Annotated in this window: 14 protein-coding genes; 3 read left to right on the top strand and 11 right to left on the bottom strand. The window is 64.3% G+C overall.

The window, feature by feature from the left end; translation table 11 throughout:
• Positions 1-198: 198 nt before the first annotated feature.
• Positions 199-3,081 carry an EAL domain-containing protein gene (locus ACZYTC_RS14985; RefSeq protein ID WP_434959597.1) on the top strand — a complete coding sequence of 961 codons (2,883 nt, stop codon included), beginning with the start codon at positions 199-201 and terminating at the stop codon, positions 3,079-3,081.
• Between the two features lie 42 nt (positions 3,082-3,123).
• Here ACZYTC_RS14985 and ACZYTC_RS14990 read toward each other — a convergent pair whose 3' ends face one another.
• Positions 3,124-3,744, bottom strand: coding sequence for a YciI family protein (locus tag ACZYTC_RS14990; RefSeq protein WP_434955306.1), 621 nt, complete (start codon positions 3,742-3,744; stop codon positions 3,124-3,126).
• Positions 3,745-3,837: 93 nt separating this feature from the next.
• Positions 3,838-4,449: a YqgE/AlgH family protein gene (locus ACZYTC_RS14995; protein WP_454813070.1), complete on the bottom strand. Its 612-nt coding sequence runs from the start codon at positions 4,447-4,449 to the stop codon at positions 3,838-3,840.
• A 173-nt stretch (positions 4,450-4,622) separates the two neighbouring features.
• Here ACZYTC_RS14995 and ACZYTC_RS15000 point away from each other — a divergent pair, with 173 nt between their 5' ends.
• Together ACZYTC_RS15000 and ACZYTC_RS15005 are read left to right on the top strand one after the other, a co-directional pair.
• On the top strand, positions 4,623-5,453 hold the full coding sequence (locus ACZYTC_RS15000; RefSeq protein ID WP_488989904.1) for a protein-disulfide reductase DsbD domain-containing protein: 831 nt from the start codon (positions 4,623-4,625) through the stop codon (positions 5,451-5,453).
• Between the two features lie 27 nt (positions 5,454-5,480).
• Entirely contained in the window at positions 5,481-5,963 is a 483-nt protein-coding gene (locus ACZYTC_RS15005; RefSeq protein WP_434955303.1) for a peroxiredoxin, read from the top strand.
• Between the two features lie 103 nt (positions 5,964-6,066).
• Here ACZYTC_RS15005 and rnhA read toward each other — a convergent pair whose 3' ends face one another.
• The 9 genes from rnhA to ACZYTC_RS15050 all read right to left on the bottom strand — a co-directional run bounded on the left by rnhA (position 6,067) and on the right by ACZYTC_RS15050 (position 15,720).
• On the bottom strand, positions 6,067-6,540 hold the full coding sequence (gene rnhA / locus ACZYTC_RS15010) for a ribonuclease HI (protein ID WP_149251830.1): 474 nt from the start codon (positions 6,538-6,540) through the stop codon (positions 6,067-6,069).
• A complete protein-coding gene (locus tag ACZYTC_RS15015) occupies positions 6,537-7,502 on the bottom strand; it encodes a homoserine kinase (protein ID WP_434955302.1) in 966 nt (321 codons plus the stop codon). The genes rnhA and ACZYTC_RS15015 overlap by 4 nt, the downstream gene beginning before the upstream one ends.
• Complete coding sequence (gene ispH / locus ACZYTC_RS15020; protein WP_434959596.1) at positions 7,502-8,491, bottom strand: 4-hydroxy-3-methylbut-2-enyl diphosphate reductase; 990 nt, start codon at positions 8,489-8,491, stop codon at positions 7,502-7,504. The genes ACZYTC_RS15015 and ispH overlap by 1 nt, the downstream gene beginning before the upstream one ends.
• A gap of 62 nt (positions 8,492-8,553) precedes the next feature.
• Positions 8,554-9,189 (bottom strand): response regulator transcription factor, encoded by a 636-nt coding sequence (locus tag ACZYTC_RS15025; protein ID WP_434955301.1) that lies wholly within the window; start codon positions 9,187-9,189, stop codon positions 8,554-8,556.
• A 4-nt stretch (positions 9,190-9,193) separates the two neighbouring features.
• Entirely contained in the window at positions 9,194-10,258 is a 1,065-nt protein-coding gene (locus tag ACZYTC_RS15030) for a sensor histidine kinase (RefSeq protein ID WP_488989905.1), read from the bottom strand.
• An 80-nt stretch (positions 10,259-10,338) separates the two neighbouring features.
• Complete coding sequence (locus ACZYTC_RS15035) at positions 10,339-10,608, bottom strand: hypothetical protein (protein ID WP_434955299.1); 270 nt, start codon at positions 10,606-10,608, stop codon at positions 10,339-10,341.
• A gap of 99 nt (positions 10,609-10,707) precedes the next feature.
• The gene (locus ACZYTC_RS15040; protein ID WP_488990014.1) at positions 10,708-12,024 is read right to left on the bottom strand and encodes an ABC transporter ATP-binding protein; all 1,317 of its coding nucleotides are present in this window, start codon (positions 12,022-12,024) and stop codon (positions 10,708-10,710) included.
• A gap of 36 nt (positions 12,025-12,060) precedes the next feature.
• A complete protein-coding gene (locus ACZYTC_RS15045) occupies positions 12,061-13,812 on the bottom strand; it encodes an ABC transporter permease (protein ID WP_488989906.1) in 1,752 nt (583 codons plus the stop codon).
• Between the two features lie 1,110 nt (positions 13,813-14,922).
• The gene (locus ACZYTC_RS15050) at positions 14,923-15,720 is read right to left on the bottom strand and encodes an ATP-binding cassette domain-containing protein (protein ID WP_434955296.1); all 798 of its coding nucleotides are present in this window, start codon (positions 15,718-15,720) and stop codon (positions 14,923-14,925) included.
• Position 15,721 lies beyond the last annotated feature (1 nt).

Consider the following 15,721-nt stretch of genomic DNA (forward strand, 5'->3'; position numbering starts at 1 on the left):
TGACGAGGGGCATGGAGATCGCATTCACCATCCCGATCATTCCGCCAACAGGAATCCGACCGGTGCAGCTTGCCCAATTTCACATTGCTGGCTACTGCTTCTCGACACAATTGAGTGGCAGGTGGGCAGGCCCTTCGAAGAGAGATGAACCAGGACCCGCGCAAGGGGGCGTCGGGAAGCCTGGCTGGAGATCGTATGTTGCAGTTCATTCGCGTCGTCGCAGCCTCTGTGGTCATGATGCTCGTCATGGCAATGGTCGGCGGCGTTGCGCATGCCCTGGAGCCGGTTGACGTCAACGGTGAGGTCGATGCCATCGACCTGTTGCCCGCTGTCGAAAACTATTCCAGCCAGGGTGACCGCATCCAGATCCAGACCGCGCCCGGCGCCGATGGCATCGTGCGCCGTATCGAAGTGCGCTCGAAGCAGCCGGGAACCAATCCGCATTGGATCGTGTTCGCCCTCGCCAACACCACCGACGAGCAGATCGACCGCATCGTGGTGGCGCCGCATTTCCGCCTGGTCGGCTCCGGGCTGGTCTGGCCGGATCTCGGCGCCTCGCGCATCGCGGAAATCACGCCCAGCCAGGGCTTCCAGCCCGAACGGCAGGAGGATGACGACGCCGACGTCTTCCGGGTGACACTGGATCCGGGCTCACGTGTGACCTTCGTGGCTGAGTTGCGTACCACCAAGCTGCCCCAGCTCTTCTTGTGGGATCCCGATGCCTATAAGGACAAGGTCAACTCGCTCACCCTCTACAAGGGCATCGTGCTCGGCATTGCCGGCCTGCTCGCCTTGTTCCTCACCATTGCCTTCGTGGTGAAGGGCACGGCGATGTTCCCCGCCGCCGCCGCGCTGGCCTGGGCGGTGCTGGCCTATCTCGCCATCGATTTCGGCTTTCTGCACAAATTCCTCGCCATCCCGCCGGATGGAGACAGGGTGTGGCGCGCGGGCGCCGAGGCGGTATTCTCGGCAACGCTCCTTGTTTTCCTGTTCGCCTATCTCAATCTGAACCGCTGGCATGTGCGCTATTCCGTAGTCTCGGCGCTCTGGCTGGTCGCGCTCGCCACCCTCGTCGGCCTTGCGGTGATCAACGCGCCCGTCGCCGCCGGCATCGCCCGCATCTCCATCGCCACGCTCGCCGTCGTCGGCCTCTTGATCATCCTGCTGCTGGCCTTCTACGGCTATGACCGGGCCGTGATGCTGATACCCACCTGGACCTTGCTGCTGGGCTGGGTGGCGGCGGCGGGATTGACCATCATGGGCCATCTCACCAACGACCTGGTGCAGCCGGCCCTAACCGGCGGCCTCGTGCTGGTGGTGATGCTGATTGGCTTCACGGTGATGCAGCACGCTTTCGCCGGCAGTGCCTTTGCGCCCGGGCTGATGACCGATACCGAACGCAAGGCCCTCGCCCTCACCGGCTCGGGCGACGTGGTCTGGGACTGGGACGTGCCGGCCGATCGCATCTATGTCAGCCCGGAGGCGGACCAGTTGCTCGGCGTCGCCCCCGGCGCCCTCGACGGACCGGCCAGCGAATGGCTCGAGCTCGTCCACATCTTCGACCGCGACCGCTTCCGCACCGCCCTCGACGCGGTGATCGACCAGCGCCGCGGCCGCGTCAGCCTGGATTTCCGCATCCGCGCCGCCGACGGCCACTATATGTGGCTCAACCTCAAGGCCCGGCCCGTGGTGGGCTCGGACGGCGAAGTGGTGCGCTGCGTCGGCACCGTCTCCGACGTCACCGAGCAGAAGACGGCCGAGGAGCGCCTGTTGCACGACGCCGTGCGCGACAACCTGACCGGCCTGCCCAACCGCGAGCTCTTCACCGACCGGCTGGAAGCAGCATTGGTCCAGGCCAGGCAGGACGGTACCACCAAGCCGACCGTGCTGATCCTCGACCTCGACCGCTACAAGCAGGTCAATGACGCCGTCGGCCATTCGGTCGGCGATTCGATCCTGCTGACGGTGTCGCGTCGGCTTTCACGCCTGATGAAGCCCCGCGACAGCGTCTGCCGCATCTTCGGCGATCAGTTCGGCGTGCTTCTCATGTCGGAGCCCGACCCGGAACGCATCTCGGCCTTCGCCGAGTCGATCCGCCGTTCGCTGCGCGCGCCCATCGCCGTGGCCGACCGCGAAATCTTCCTCACCGCCTCGATCGGCGTAGCGATGTTTGATCCCCAGGCCCCGGTGAAGGCGGATGAGCTGATCAAGGACGCCGAGATCGCCATGTACAACGCCAAGAAGATCGGCGGCGATCGCATCGAGATCTTCCGGGCGGCCATGCGGGTCGAACGGCCGGATCGCTCTTCCCTCGAAGCCGATCTCCGGCGGGCGATCGAACGCGACGAGCTGAAAGTGCTGTTCCAGCCGGTAGTGCGCCTGCAGGATCGCACCATTGCCGGCTTCGAGGCGATCGTGCGCTGGGAGCATCCCAAGCTCGGCCGCCTGCCGCCGGGGGAATTCAACGCCATGGCCGAAGAGACGGGGCTGATCGTCGATGTCGGCCTGTTCGTGCTCGATCGCACCGCTCGCCAGCTGTCGATCTGGCAGCGCCTCGTCGAGGTCGAGCCGCCGCTGTTCGGCATGGTCAACATCTCCAGCCGGCAATTGCTGCGCCAGGACCTCGTCCAGGACATCAAGGCGGTGATGGCGCGGGCAGGCATCGAGCGCGGCTCGCTCAAGCTCGAGGTCTCCGAGAGCCTTGTGATGGAAAATCCCGAATATGGGGCACAGATCCTGGCCCAGCTCAGCGATCTTGGCGTCGGCCTCGCCATGGATGGCTTCGGCACCGGCTATTCCAGCCTGTCCTATCTGCAACGCTTCCCCTTCGACATGCTCAAGATCGATCCGAGCTTCGTGAAGGAAGGCGAGCGCGGTCGTCCGGTGATCCTGCGCTCGATTATCGCCATGGCGGGCGATCTCGGCATGGAGATCATCGCCGATGGTGCCGAGGCCGACAACGACGCGGAGGAGCTCGGCGAGCTCGGCTGCCAGTTCGCCCAGGGCGAAGCCTTCGGCGATCCCGTCACGGCAGAAGAAGCCCGCAGGCTGATCGCAGGGCCGATACGACTAAGAGCGTAATCTGGAGCGCGGACCTCGGAGCGTTTAAGATTGCCTGGGAAGCTAAAGAACGTGCACCCCGTCAGGCCGCCCGCCAAAACGCCAGCGATGGATCTCGATACGTTCGTAAAGTCCGGCCCTCAAACAGGGATCGGCAGTCAACATGATCTCGATCGCATCACGGGACGGGAGCTCCAGCATGAGAGCGCAACCTGCCCAGTCCAGACTATCATCGGACCACAGCGGCCCTCCCACGATCAGGCGTTCGAGCCGATCTTGCTCGCGCAGGAAGGTCTGGCAGGCCGCCGATAGACCATTCCAGGCTGCATTCGCACCCGTTCGACCATGGGCGATGACCAGAAAGCGCTGATTGGCAGTGGGATTGCCTGGGAATGTCCACATCTTGCGATCGACGGTATTCTGCCAGCGCCTGATCATGACATCTTCGTAGACGCCAGCCTTGAAGTTAGGTTCCTCATAAGCAAACACGCGCGCTGCTTCAAAATCCGGCAGATCGACGATATGAACGCTGCCGGTCGGGGTCAGGTCGTCTTCCGCCAACGTCGGTCCGCGTGCAATCATCCCATCGGCGTAGCCGTCCATGAAGGACCAGTGAGCCTCGACGAGCCGCTGGCGCAGCGGCATCACACCAGGATTGTCGCGGCCGTAGAAAAAATACTCCACGTTGCCTCTCTGGACTTAAGGCTGATACAGGCATCGACCACGTCGCGTATGCAGCCTATCCGCGCTCCAAGATCAGGCGTGGCCGGCCCGCATCTACGCGTGGCCGGCATCCCGCGAAAACAGGCCGGGCTCGATGCCGAGCTTGCGCAGCGCCCGCGTATATTTGGTCGCAACCTGATCGTCGAACAGCAGCGCGGGATCGGCATCGCAATGCAGCCAGCCATTGGCCTGGATCTCGCGCTCGAGCTGCCCGGCGCCCCAGCCGGCATAGCCCAGCGCCAGCAAGGCCTGTTCCGGCCCCTCGCCGATGGCGATGCTGCGCAGGATGTCGAGCGTCGCGGTCAGGCAGATATTGTCCTCGATCGGCATGGTCGAATTGTCGATGAAGACGTCGTTGGTGTGGAGCACGAATCCCCGCCCGGACTCGACCGGCCCGCCATTGACGATACGGATCGGCGCGCCCCTCGGCGCCCGCATGTCCGAGACGCCGTCGATGACGCCGAGTTGCTTCAGCAGGTCCGGAAAGCGAATGTTCTTGGCCGGCTGGTTGACCACGATGCCCATGGCACCATCGGACGAATGCGCACAGATGTAAATCACCGTGCGGGCGAAGCGCTCATCCTGCATGGACGGCGTGGCCACGAGCATTTTACCGTCGAGGAAACCGCCGGATGAATCGCTGCCGAATGGAATGTAGCCTGTCATGGACATGATCGTGCCGTATCGTATCGGCTTTGTTAAGGCATAAATTTGGCCAACCTGGGCGAAGCGCCAAAGGCGAGCCTCACAAGAGTGTCACGCCTTCGTGCATGGCGCTATTGACCATTCGTAGTTATCCGTCTGCCGATAATCTCTCCTTGGAGCCGCAAGCTATCCGAATGTTCAGCCGTCTTGCCCTTCCTGCTCTCGCCTGGCTTCTCGCCGGGCTCTGCCAGCCAGCCCTTGCCGGCCAATCGGATCCGAGCCAGTCCGATCCGGAAGCCGTGATCCGGCTGCTGCCGGGACAAGCCCATCCGGAGGGCCTGGCGGGCCTTGAAATCCAGCTCGCGCCCGGTTGGAAGACCTATTGGCGCAATCCGGGCGATGCCGGAATTCCCCCGACTTTCGACTGGTCCAGATCGGAAAATCTCCGCGAGGTGACGGTGCTCTGGCCGGCGCCGAGCCGCTACGACCAGGAGGGCGCATCGTCGGCCGTCTATCACGATGAGGTCATGCTGCCTCTCAAGGTCAGCGCGATCGATCCGACCAAGCCCGTCAAGCTGGCACTCGGCCTCGACTATGCCGCCTGCAAGACGATCTGCGTCCCCGCCAAGGGCAATGCCGACATCACCCTTTCACCCGGCATGCCTGTGGAAGGGGGAGGCAGCGCCGAGATCGCAGAAGCCTTGAAGAAAGTACCGGTATCACAGGAGATCGGCGCGGCCGCTCCCCTCGCCGTCAAACAGATCCGCCTCGACACCTCGACCAACCCGGCGCGCCTGACCATCGACGTAACGGCTCCCTCCTCCTCTGCTTTGTTCGTGGAAGGGCCGATGAAGTGGTACCTGCCCATGCCGGAGCCGGCTGATGATGCCGACAAGGCCAATCCTCAGCGCTTCGTGCTGCCGCTCGAGGGCCTGCCGAAAGGCGCGACCATCGCCGGAAAAGAACTGCGCTTCACGCTCTCGACTGGCGAGGCAGGCATCGAAAGCCTATATCGGTTGCCGTAGACTCTCGTCATCGCAATGGAGATATCAGTGACGATCAAGCCCGGCGACAAACTCCCCGATGTGACCTTCCGTGCGGTGACGCAGGACATGCCAGAGCCCAAGAGCACCGCCGACATCTTCGGCGGCAAGAAGGTGGTGCTGTTCGCCGTTCCCGGCGCCTTCACCCCCACCTGCCACCGCAATCATCTGCCGGGCTATCTGGAGCATTACGATGCCTTCAAGGCCAAGGGCATCGATACGGTGGCGGTGACCGCGGTCAACGACGCCTTCGTCATGCAGGCCTGGGCCAAGGCCACGGGTGGCCTCGGCAAGATCGAATTCCTCGCCGACGGCAGCGGCGACTTCGCCAAGGCGACCGGCATGGAACTCGACCGGGTCGCGGCAGGCCTGGGCGTGCGCTCGCAGCGCTATGCCATGCTGGTCGATGACGGCGTGGTGAAGGTGCTCAACCTCGACGATGGCGGCAAGCTCGACATTTCCGGCGCCGACACGCTGCTCGGGGCGATCTGATCGCTCGGTGTGCCTTCGGACCGGCATAGAAACACCATGCCTTCGGAAAGAGGCCGGCCCCCTCCATCTCTCGATGGAGCTGAGAAGGCCGGCCCACCGCCCCTCACGACAAAGCCGCCGCCCTATCCCGCTTTTCCTGCTGATAGGGCGCCATGCCCTCACGCGCGAGCTGGTCGGCCTCTTCGTTGAGGGGGTGGCCGGCATGGCCCTTCACCCAATGGAATTCGACCTCGTGGCGCTCCAGTGCCGCATCGAGGCGGCGCCAGAGATCCTCGTTCTTCACCGGCTTCTTGTCGGCGGTGCGCCAGCCATTTCGCTTCCAGCCATGGATCCAGCCGGTAATGCCGTTCTTGACATATTGGCTGTCCGTATGGAGGTCGACCGCGCAGCCGCGTGTCAAGGCTTCCAGGCCCTCGATCGCCGCCTGCAGCTCCATGCGGTTGTTGGTGGTCTCCAGGGCACCGCCGCACAAGGTCTTGCGGTGCTCACCGAACATCAGGATGGCACCCCAGCCGCCAGGGCCTGGATTGCCCGAGCAGGCGCCATCGGTATAGAGCGTCACCTTCTTGGTCGTCATGGCTCGAACCCGTATTCGGCCGGGCTGGCGATGCGCTGGTGGAAACGCAGCTTCTTCCAATATTCCAGCGGATCCTTCGGCTTCACCAGGGCGCCGGGCGGCACGTTGAGCCAATCGACCAGGCGCGTCAGCATGAAGCGCAGAGCCGAGCCGCGGGCCAGCACGGGCATGGCTGCCACCTCGGCATCGGAAAGCGGCCTGATGGCACGATAGCCGGCCAGGAGCGCCCTGCCCTTGGTGGCGTTGTAGGCATGATCCGGCTCGAAGCACCAGGCATTCAGGCAGATCGCAACGTCATAGGCCAGACTATCGGTGCAGGCGAAATAGAAGTCGATCAGGCCCGAAAGCCGCCCGTTCAGGAAGAAGACATTGTCGGGGAAGAGGTCGGCATGGATGACGCCCGTCGGCAAACCCTGCGGCCAATGGGCCCGATGAAAGGCGAGTTCCTCGGCAATGGCTGCATCGAGCCCCGGCTGCACGCTGTCGGCCCGGCCGTCCGCCTGCTGGTAGAGGGCCTCCCAGCCGGCAAGAGACAAAGCGTTGGGGCGCTCCATCGGGAAGCCGAGCGTGGCGTTGTGCATGGCGGCGAGCGCACGGCCGACGGCGCCGCAATGCTCTACATTCGGCTTCTTGATCCAGACGCCTTCCAGGAAGCTGATCAGGGCGGCGGGCCGCCCGGCCAGCTCGCCCAGCACCTTGCCGTTCCGTCGCCGGATCGGCGTCGGGCAGGTCACGCCACTTTCGGAAAGGTGCTCCATCAAGGCCATGAAGAAGGGCAGGTCGTCCCGCTTCACCCGCTTTTCATAGAGGGTGAGAATATAGACGCCCTTCTCGGTCCGCAGGATGTAGTTGGTGTTCTCGACGCCCTCGGCGATGCCCTTGCAGGCCAGCACGCCGCCAATGTCGTACTCGGCGACGAAGCAGGCGAGATCCTCGTCATTGACTTCAGTGTAAACGGCCATCAGCGAGCAACATCTTCTGCAATTTTACGCACGTCGTTCTCCCTCAAATCCCTAGGCAGCGGGAAGAACACGCTCTCATCGGCGGTCGAGACGGTCTCGACGGTGATGGCGTAGCGCTCCGCAAAGGCATCGAGGATCTCCTCGACCAGGATTTCCGGCGCAGAGGCGCCGGCCGCGACGCCGAGGGATTTAAGGGTCCCGAACCGGCTCCAGTCGATATCCGAGGCGCGCTGCACCAGCTCCGAGATGAGGCAGCCGGAGCGCTCCGCCACTTCGCGCAGGCGCTGCGAATTGGAGGAGTTCGGCGCTCCCACCACGATGAAGCCTTCTACCCGCGGCGCCACCGCCTTGACCGCCTCCTGGCGGTTGGTGGTGGCGTAGCAGATGTCTTCCTTGTGCGGGCCGACGATCGAGGGGAAACGGGTCTTCAACGCCGCGACGATGTCGCGGGTGTCGTCGACCGACAGGGTGGTCTGCGTCACATAGGCGAGAGCGTCCGGATTGGCCGGCGTGAAGGCGGCGACATCGGCGACCGTCTCGACCAGGCTGACGGCCCCCTCCGGCAGCTGCCCCATCGTGCCGATGACTTCGGGATGGCCGCGATGCCCGACCAGCACGATCTCGCGGCCGCGCTTGTGATGGATCTCGGCCTCGCGATGCACCTTGGTCACCAGCGGGCAGGTCGCGTCAATGGCAAACAGATTGCGATCGGCGGCGGCGGCTGGCACCGACTTGGCGACGCCATGGGCCGAGAAGATCACCGGCGCGCGCGTCTCGGGCACCTCGTCGAGTTCCTCAACGAAGATGGCGCCTTTCGACTTGAGATTCTCGACCACATATTTGTTGTGCACGATCTCATGTCGCACATAGACCGGCGGGCCATAGATCTTCAAGGCCTGCTCGACGGCGTCGATCGCCCGCACCACCCCGGCGCAGAAACCGCGGGGAGAGCAGAGCAGAATGGTGAGGGCGGGTTTTTCAGCTATCATCTCGGCCCGGATATGGGGCCGCGTCGCAAGGCCCGTCAAGCGCTTTGGCGACATAGCTGCCGCTATCCCCGACCTGCCGGTTTGCCCGGCAGCCCGAGGCGGTCCGCCATGCGGATGAGATCGGCCAGCGTATCGGCCTGCATCTTGCGCATCACCTGGCCGCGATGGATCTTCACGGTAATCTCGCTCAATTCCAGTTCCGCGGCCGTCTGCTTGTTGAGAAGCCCCTGCACCACCAGCGCCATCACCTCCTGCTGGCGCTGCGACAGGGTGGCATAACGCTTGCGCAGGTCTGCCACCAAACCCGTTTCGAAACTCTCCGCACGGCTTTTCTCCAGGCATGCTGTCACAGCGTCGAGAAGATCCTGCTCGCGGAAAGGCTTGAGCAGGAATTCCATGGCACCGGCCTTGATGGCGCGGACCGACATCGGCACGTCGCCATGGCCGGTCAGGAAGACGATCGGGATCGCATCCCCTGCCCCGGCCAGTTCGGTTTGAAAGTCAAGCCCACTTTGTCCGGGCATGCGCACATCGAGCACCAGGCAGGCAGGCCCCTTCGAGCGCGGTTGCTGCATGAACTCGCGGGGTGAGGCAAAGCAGCGGACACGATAGCCGACCGATCTCAGCAGGCTGTCCAGCCCATCCCGGACCATGGGATCGTCATCCACCACATAGACGGTCGCGATTTCTTCCGACATGGGTCTAATCCTTGCGTCCACGTGCCAACGGCAAAGTGAAGCGAAAGACGCTTCCGCGCGGTGCGGCAGCCTTGGCTTCGATACTGCCGCCATGTGCCTCGATGATGGAACGACTGATGGCCAGTCCTATCCCCATACCGTCTTCCTTGGTGGTAAAAAAGGGGTCGAAGACGTGCTCCATCGCCTGCGGCGACAGGCCAGACCCGGTATCGGTGACACCAATGGTGACCTCCCTGTCGTCCGAGGAGGTGTTGATCGTTATCTCCCGATCTCCCTGCTTCGTTTCCACCGTCGCCTCGATGGCATTGGTGATGAAATTGAGCAGGACCTGCTGCAACTGGACCCGATCGCCCATGACGGGCAACGGACCCTGCAGCAGCTCGGTCCGCAGCGGGATGGCATTCGCGCGCAGCTTGCCCCGCATCAGCGCCAAGGTCTCGTCGATCACGTCGACCATGTCGACAGGCTCGCGCGAGGGAGGGGCCCGGCGCACCAGGCGACGGACCCGTTCCACCACCTCGCCTGCCCGTTCGGCGGCTTCCACGATCCGCTTGAGGGCATGCTGGGCCTCGGCCTGGTTGGGCGGCGATGCCGAGAGCCAGCGCAGCGCAGCATTACTGCTGGCACCGATGGCGGCCAGGGGCTGGCTCACCTCATGGGCAATGGAAGCCGTGAGTTCACCGAGCATGGTGATGCGCGAGATGCGGGCAAGATCGGCCTCCGCCCGGCGCACCGCCAGATCGGCGAGTTCGATCCGGATGGCGAGATAGGTGGTTGCGCCGATGGCCAGCAGGCTGAGACCGCTATTGGCGATGCCGGCCTCGGTATCGCCCCTCACCGTCATGAAGAAGCTGAGCACGGTGAGGATGCTGCAGACCAGCCCGACGATCAACACGGTCCGCGGCCGCCCCGTCCATACCGAGATCAGCACCACGGCGACATGCAGCACGGCAACGGCGATCTCCAGATCGGTGACGGTATCGGCGACGAAAATGAACAGGGCCAACCCTGCCATGGCGAGCCATAGCAGGGGCGTGTCGACCATCGATTCCAGGCGTTCGCGTCTCACCAGCAGCGCTCCTCGGAGAAATCGCACTTTCCTGCCAGATATTGCCGCCGCCATCCGCACGAAGCGCATGACCAGGATGATCAGGCGCGATGGCGGGAATGCCGCCTCAGATGTCGGCGCAACAGCACGATACCCATCTTGTTGAAGCCTCCGGCAATCCGAAGCAAGCCTCGTGTCTCCGATGGCAACAGCTTGCGGCGGAGGAAAAGCCGGCGCGTGAGCCGGGAGAGTCCGTCCGCTCCCGACAGGAGCAGGCCGATGGCCAGCAAAGATGCCCTGTTTTCGACCCGACCGCCTGCCTCCTGCAGCGCGATGAGGGCCCGCGCGAGTTCTTCATTGTCCCGGAGCATGTTTCACCTGCCTTCACCATGAAGGATGGCAAGGCTCCCGCCGGCGCCGGTGGCGGGAGCACGACCACGATATCGACGATGATCAAGCCGTCGAGGCGTTCAACTGGGATTCTCCAGCGTGAAGAGATCAGCCGCCTCGTCATAGGCGAAATATTCGGCATAACGGGCAAGGCTGATCACGGCCTGCACGGTGCCGGCCGCATAGTCCTCGGACATGTGATCCTCCAACTCGTCGCGGAAGCGGCGGGCCGGCGCCTGATGGCTCGGCCTTTCGTCGAGGATGCGGCGAATATGGGCCGCCAGCGGCACATAGGTCGCCAATTGCTGTGCAAACTGCCGTTTGCGCTCGTCCACCTCGCTTTCGGCGAAGCGCTTGCCGGCCGCGGTGAGGCGGATGTCGCCGCCCTCCAGCTCGGCGAAACGCAGCAGCTGCAGGGTTTCAGCAACCGGGAAGAGTTCGTCGATCTCCAGATGCAAGCCCGCGGCCAAAGGCGGCAGGTCCGCCTTGCCGTGATAGGGGGCCGCCGCCACCGCCTCGATCAGGCCGGCGAGTTCGTTGGAGGAGACCTTGGGAAGCACCATGGCGATGCCGGTGCCGGGGAAGAGGCCATCCCGCGCCGGAGCCGAACCCGGGCGAGCCGTCATGCGCGCATAGATATCCTCCACCAAGGCGCGAAAGGCCGGGTCGAGCCGGTTACGCGGCTGGGGCAGATCGACCCGGACCTCGCCGATCACCCGGCCGGGATTGGAGCCGAAGATCAGGATGCGATCGCACATCAGCACCGCCTCCTCGATGTTGTGGGTGACCATCAGGATGGCTTCGATCGGCATGCGGCCTTCGCACCACAGATCGAGCAGATCCGTGCGCAGGGTCTCGGCGGTGAGCACGTCGAGTGCCGAGAAGGGCTCGTCCATCAAGAGCAGCTTGGGGTGCACCACGAGGGCACGGGCAAGGCCGACACGCTGGCGCATGCCACCCGAAAGCTCCTTGGGATAGGCATTCTCATAACCATCGAGCCCGATCAGGTCGATCGCGGCCAGGGCTCGCTTGCGGCGCTCGGTCGGCAGGACGCCCTGTGCCTCGAGCCCCAACTCGACATTCTGCTGCACGGTGAGCCAGGGAAACAGGGCAAAGCTCTGGAAAACCAGCGCAATGCCGCTGCGTGTGCCGCGGACGGGCTCGCCCTGGAAAGAGACTTGCCCCTCGCTGGGCCGGAGCAACCCGGCGATGGCGCGCAGCAGCGTCGACTTGCCGGAGCCGGAGCGGCCAAGCAGGCCGACGATTTCGCCGGCCTGCAGCACGAGGTCGACCCTGTCGAGCACGACCAGCGGGCTCGACCCGCCCTTGTCGTAGGTCTGACGCACGCCGAGGACGGAGACCAGCGGGGTATCCTTGATGGTGACGGGAGCATTCATTGTGAGGGGAGCATTCATGGCGATATCTCCGGAAGATCAGTCGAGGCGCAGGCGGCGTTCCGCGAAGACGTAGAGCGGACGCCACAGCAGGCGGTTGAACAAGGTGACGAAGAGCGACATCACGGCGATGCCGAGCACGACACGCGGAAAGTCTCCCGCCTCGGTCGCCCTGGCGATGTAGGAGCCGAGGCCATAGGCCTCGAGCTTGGTATTTCCCCAGCTCACGAGTTCGGCGACGATGCTGGCGTTCCAGGAGCCACCCGAAGCCGTGAGGGCGCCGGTCACGTAATAGGGAAAGATCCCGGGCAGGATCACCCGGCGCCACCAGGTCCAGGACCGGATCTGGTAGACCGAAGCCGCCTCCCTGAGGTCGGTCGGAAAGGCGCTTGCGCCGGCGATGACGTTGAACAGGATGTACCACTGGGTTCCCAGCACCATCAGGGGCGACAGCCAGATGTCGGGACTTGCCCCGGTCGCCACGATGGCGATGACGGCGAAGGGAAACAGCACGTTCGCCGGGAAGGCGGCCAGAAACTGGGCCAAAGGCTGAACCCGCTCGGCCAGAGCCGGGCGCAGGCCGATCAGCACGCCGATCGGCACCCAGATCAGGCTTGCCACCGCGATGAGGACGATGACGCGCAACAGCGTCGCGAGGCCGCCGCCCAGCGCTTCGAGCACGTCGTTCCAGGACAGCGTCTGGCGCATATAGGCAATCGCCACCCAGATCCCCCAGGCCGTGACGGCCAGCACCAGGCCAAGCCAGAGGCGATCGATCAAAGGCGAGGTCGCCCGTCCGGACCGAAAGGATGCCTTGTCCGATCGTCCGACGCGCATCAACATCAGGCGCTGCCAGATCCAGGCCAGCGGCGCGATCAGGCGCTTCACCAGCCTGGTATGGCGGATGAGATCGTAGACCCAGGACCGCGGCCTTTGCTGGCTGGCCGTCTGCTCGACCCGGAACTTGTCGGCCCAGGCGACCACCGGCCGGAACAGCAATTGATCGTAGAGCATGATCAGGATGCCCATGGTCGCCACGGCCCAGCCGACTGCGACGAAGTTCTTCTGGTCGATGGCGAGCGCCAGGAAAGAGCCGATGCCGGGAAGCTGCACGGTCGTATTGCCCACCGTGATCGCCTCGGAGGCGACCACGAAGAACCAGCCGCCGGACATCGACATCATGGTGTTCCAGATCAGCCCCGGCGCCGCGAACGGCGCCTCCAGGCGCCAGAAACGCTGCCAACCGGACAGCCTGAAGCCACGGCTCACCTCGTCCAGGTCTCCAGGCACCGTGCGCAGGGACTGGTAGAAGGAAAAGGCCATGTTCCAGGCCTGGCTGGTGAAGATCGCGAAGATCGAGGCACACTCCGCCCCGAGCTGGCTGCTGGGAAACAGGCCCATGAAGAAGGTGACCGTGAAGGTCAGGAAACCCAGCACCGGAACCGACTGCAGGATGTCGAGGGCCGGGATGATGATCAGCTCGGCCCGCCGGCTCTTGGCCGCCAGCGTGGCCACCACGAAGGTGAAGACCAGCGAGGCGATGATGGCGGCGAACATGCGCAAGGTGGTGCGCAGCGCATATTCCGGCAGGCGGGCCGGATCGAGCGAGACCGGAGCCCCCGAGAGGGCATCGAGCGGTGTCCGCATCGCGGCAGCGCCATGCAGCACCAGGGCGATGAGCGCGATCACCAGCCCGCAGGCGATCAGATCGTAGAGATTGGGCAGGAGGCGCCCGCGGGCGAAAGCCGCGACTGAGCGCTGACCGGAACGGTCATGGGGTAGGAAAACCATGGCGAACCTCGTTGGAGGGCAAGGTCGGAAAAGGCGGGATGTCGGCAGGCAGGCGGGCGCTGGACGCAGGGGTCCTCCCGAGACACGCTCAGTGCGTGCCGGCCATCCCGGCGCATTTCGAACAAAGGGATTGGGAGGCATCCGTCTCTTCACCGGCGCCGGACGGGCTCCAGCGGCATTCGAGCCGCCCCGTATCCGGATTCAGGTGCCAGGATGCCAGGAGACCGCTACGGATCGCGCCAGGGCGCTTTTCAATCCGACCGGATCGGAAAGACGCATCCAATTCCTTGAATGATGCGCCAGGTGCAACCGCACGGGCCTTGGCCTGGAAGGCAAGGATGACGGCGCCGCGAACATGCGGCCTGGCGGCCGAGATACGGCCGCGGAACGGAATGACGTTGTTCATGTTTCACCTCGTCGGGCCGCCTTTGGCCAGACCCGCGAGGCAAGCCGGCGCGGACTAGAGCAAAACGCTTTAGAGCCGGCCGGTCATCGCCCGGCGCGCGAGACCGCCGGCGTTCCAGATCGATGGCGCACCCCTCCGGCGACGGCCTAGGACCGAAGCCGGACGGCTACTGCGATCGTTGTCCATGTGCTTCCACAGCTGATTTTTCGATGGATATCCAAGGTGTCGGGCACCGCGAATACAGAGCCCTTCTGTCATTGCCCCAAAGCAGGGTCAACCGTGCCTTGGTGTGTGAGAACCATACCTTGGTATGGGCTTATGGACGCGTACGAACGCCGGGCGGCATCGTTCGACGTACAGCGTGTAATAGCCGCATCCACGGTAAATAAAGTGCGACCCGCCTTCTCCACGCAGTGGGGAAGGCGGCCCGGCGAAGCCGGGTCGGATGGGGTGTGGCGTGCCGCGCAGTATCCTTCGAAGGTTGGCACGACGGTCGTGCCAGTCTTTTGAGTTCCGTGCGCTGCCCGCTACACCCCATCCGTCATTTCTGCGAAATGAACAGCCACATCTTCGTTTCGAAGATGTGGCGGACTTCCCCACTGCGTGGAGAAGGCGGGTTGCGCCTTGTTCTGCCCTATCTCAGACCGTTGCGAGCTACAAATCCCGGCCACGACGTACGATCCGGAAGCATCGCTTCGGCGGCATCACCCCTGCCCGCGCTTTTCGAAATCCTCGACCTTGATTGCGCCGGTCATGATGGCCACCACGTCGGCCATCGAGTGGGTCTTGGGGCTTACCACGGCGGCCCGGCGGCCCAGGCGCATGATGTGGATGCGGTCGGCCAACTCGAAGACGTTGGGCATGTTGTGGCTGATCAGCACGACGGGCAGGCCGCGATCGCGGATAGTGCGGATCAGTTCCAGCACCTGGCCGGTCTCGCGCACGCCGAGCGCCGCCGTCGGCTCGTCCATGATCGCCAGCTTCTTGGCGAACAAAGCGGCGCGGGCCACCGCCACGCCCTGGCGCTGGCCCCCCGACAGGGCTTCCACGGCATTATGGATCGAAGGCAACCGGAACTTCAGTTCCGCCATGGCCTTGCGCGCTTCCTCGCGCATGCGTGTCTTGTCGAGGCGACGGAACACGGAGCCGAGCACGCCGGGCATGCGCAGCTCGCGCCCGAGGAAGAGATTTGAGGAGATATCGAGGGCTGGCGCCACCGCCAGGTCCTGGTAGACGGTCTCGATGCCACGATGGCGGGCATCGAGCGGCCCCTTGAAATGCACCGTCTGGCCGTCGAGCAGGATCTCGCCGCTGTCGGGCCGCAGCGCTCCGGTCAGCGCCTTGATCAGGGAACTCTTGCCGGCGCCGTTGTCGCCGACAACGGCAAGGATCTCGCCCCTGCGCAGTTCGAAATCCACCCCGTCAAGCGCCGTGACATGGCCATAGCGCTTGATGATGTTGCGGGCCTCGAGAATGACCTCGGAAGAAGAAGGTGCCGTCATA

It is taken from the genome of Labrys sp. F242, assembly GCF_057813875.1.

Bases quoted from the DNA above. Each gene is read 5' to 3' on its own strand.
- ACZYTC_RS15050 (WP_434955296.1), bottom strand. From the start codon at position 15,720: ATGACGGCACCTTCTTCTTCCGAGGTCATTCTCGAGGCCCGCAACATC.
- ispH (WP_434959596.1), bottom strand. From the start codon at position 8,491: ATGATAGCTGAAAAACCCGCCCTCACCATTCTGCTCTGCTCTCCCCGC.
- ACZYTC_RS15000 (WP_488989904.1), top strand. From the start codon at position 4,623: ATGTTCAGCCGTCTTGCCCTTCCTGCTCTCGCCTGGCTTCTCGCCGGG.
- rnhA (WP_149251830.1), bottom strand. From the start codon at position 6,540: ATGACGACCAAGAAGGTGACGCTCTATACCGATGGCGCCTGCTCGGGC.
- ACZYTC_RS15040 (WP_488990014.1), bottom strand. From the start codon at position 12,024: ATGAATGCTCCCGTCACCATCAAGGATACCCCGCTGGTCTCCGTCCTC.
- ACZYTC_RS15025 (WP_434955301.1), bottom strand. From the start codon at position 9,189: ATGTCGGAAGAAATCGCGACCGTCTATGTGGTGGATGACGATCCCATG.
- ACZYTC_RS14995 (WP_454813070.1), bottom strand. From the start codon at position 4,449: ATGACAGGCTACATTCCATTCGGCAGCGATTCATCCGGCGGTTTCCTC.
- ACZYTC_RS15035 (WP_434955299.1), bottom strand. From the start codon at position 10,608: ATGCTCCGGGACAATGAAGAACTCGCGCGGGCCCTCATCGCGCTGCAG.
- ACZYTC_RS15045 (WP_488989906.1), bottom strand. From the start codon at position 13,812: ATGGTTTTCCTACCCCATGACCGTTCCGGTCAGCGCTCAGTCGCGGCT.
- ACZYTC_RS15015 (WP_434955302.1), bottom strand. From the start codon at position 7,502: ATGGCCGTTTACACTGAAGTCAATGACGAGGATCTCGCCTGCTTCGTC.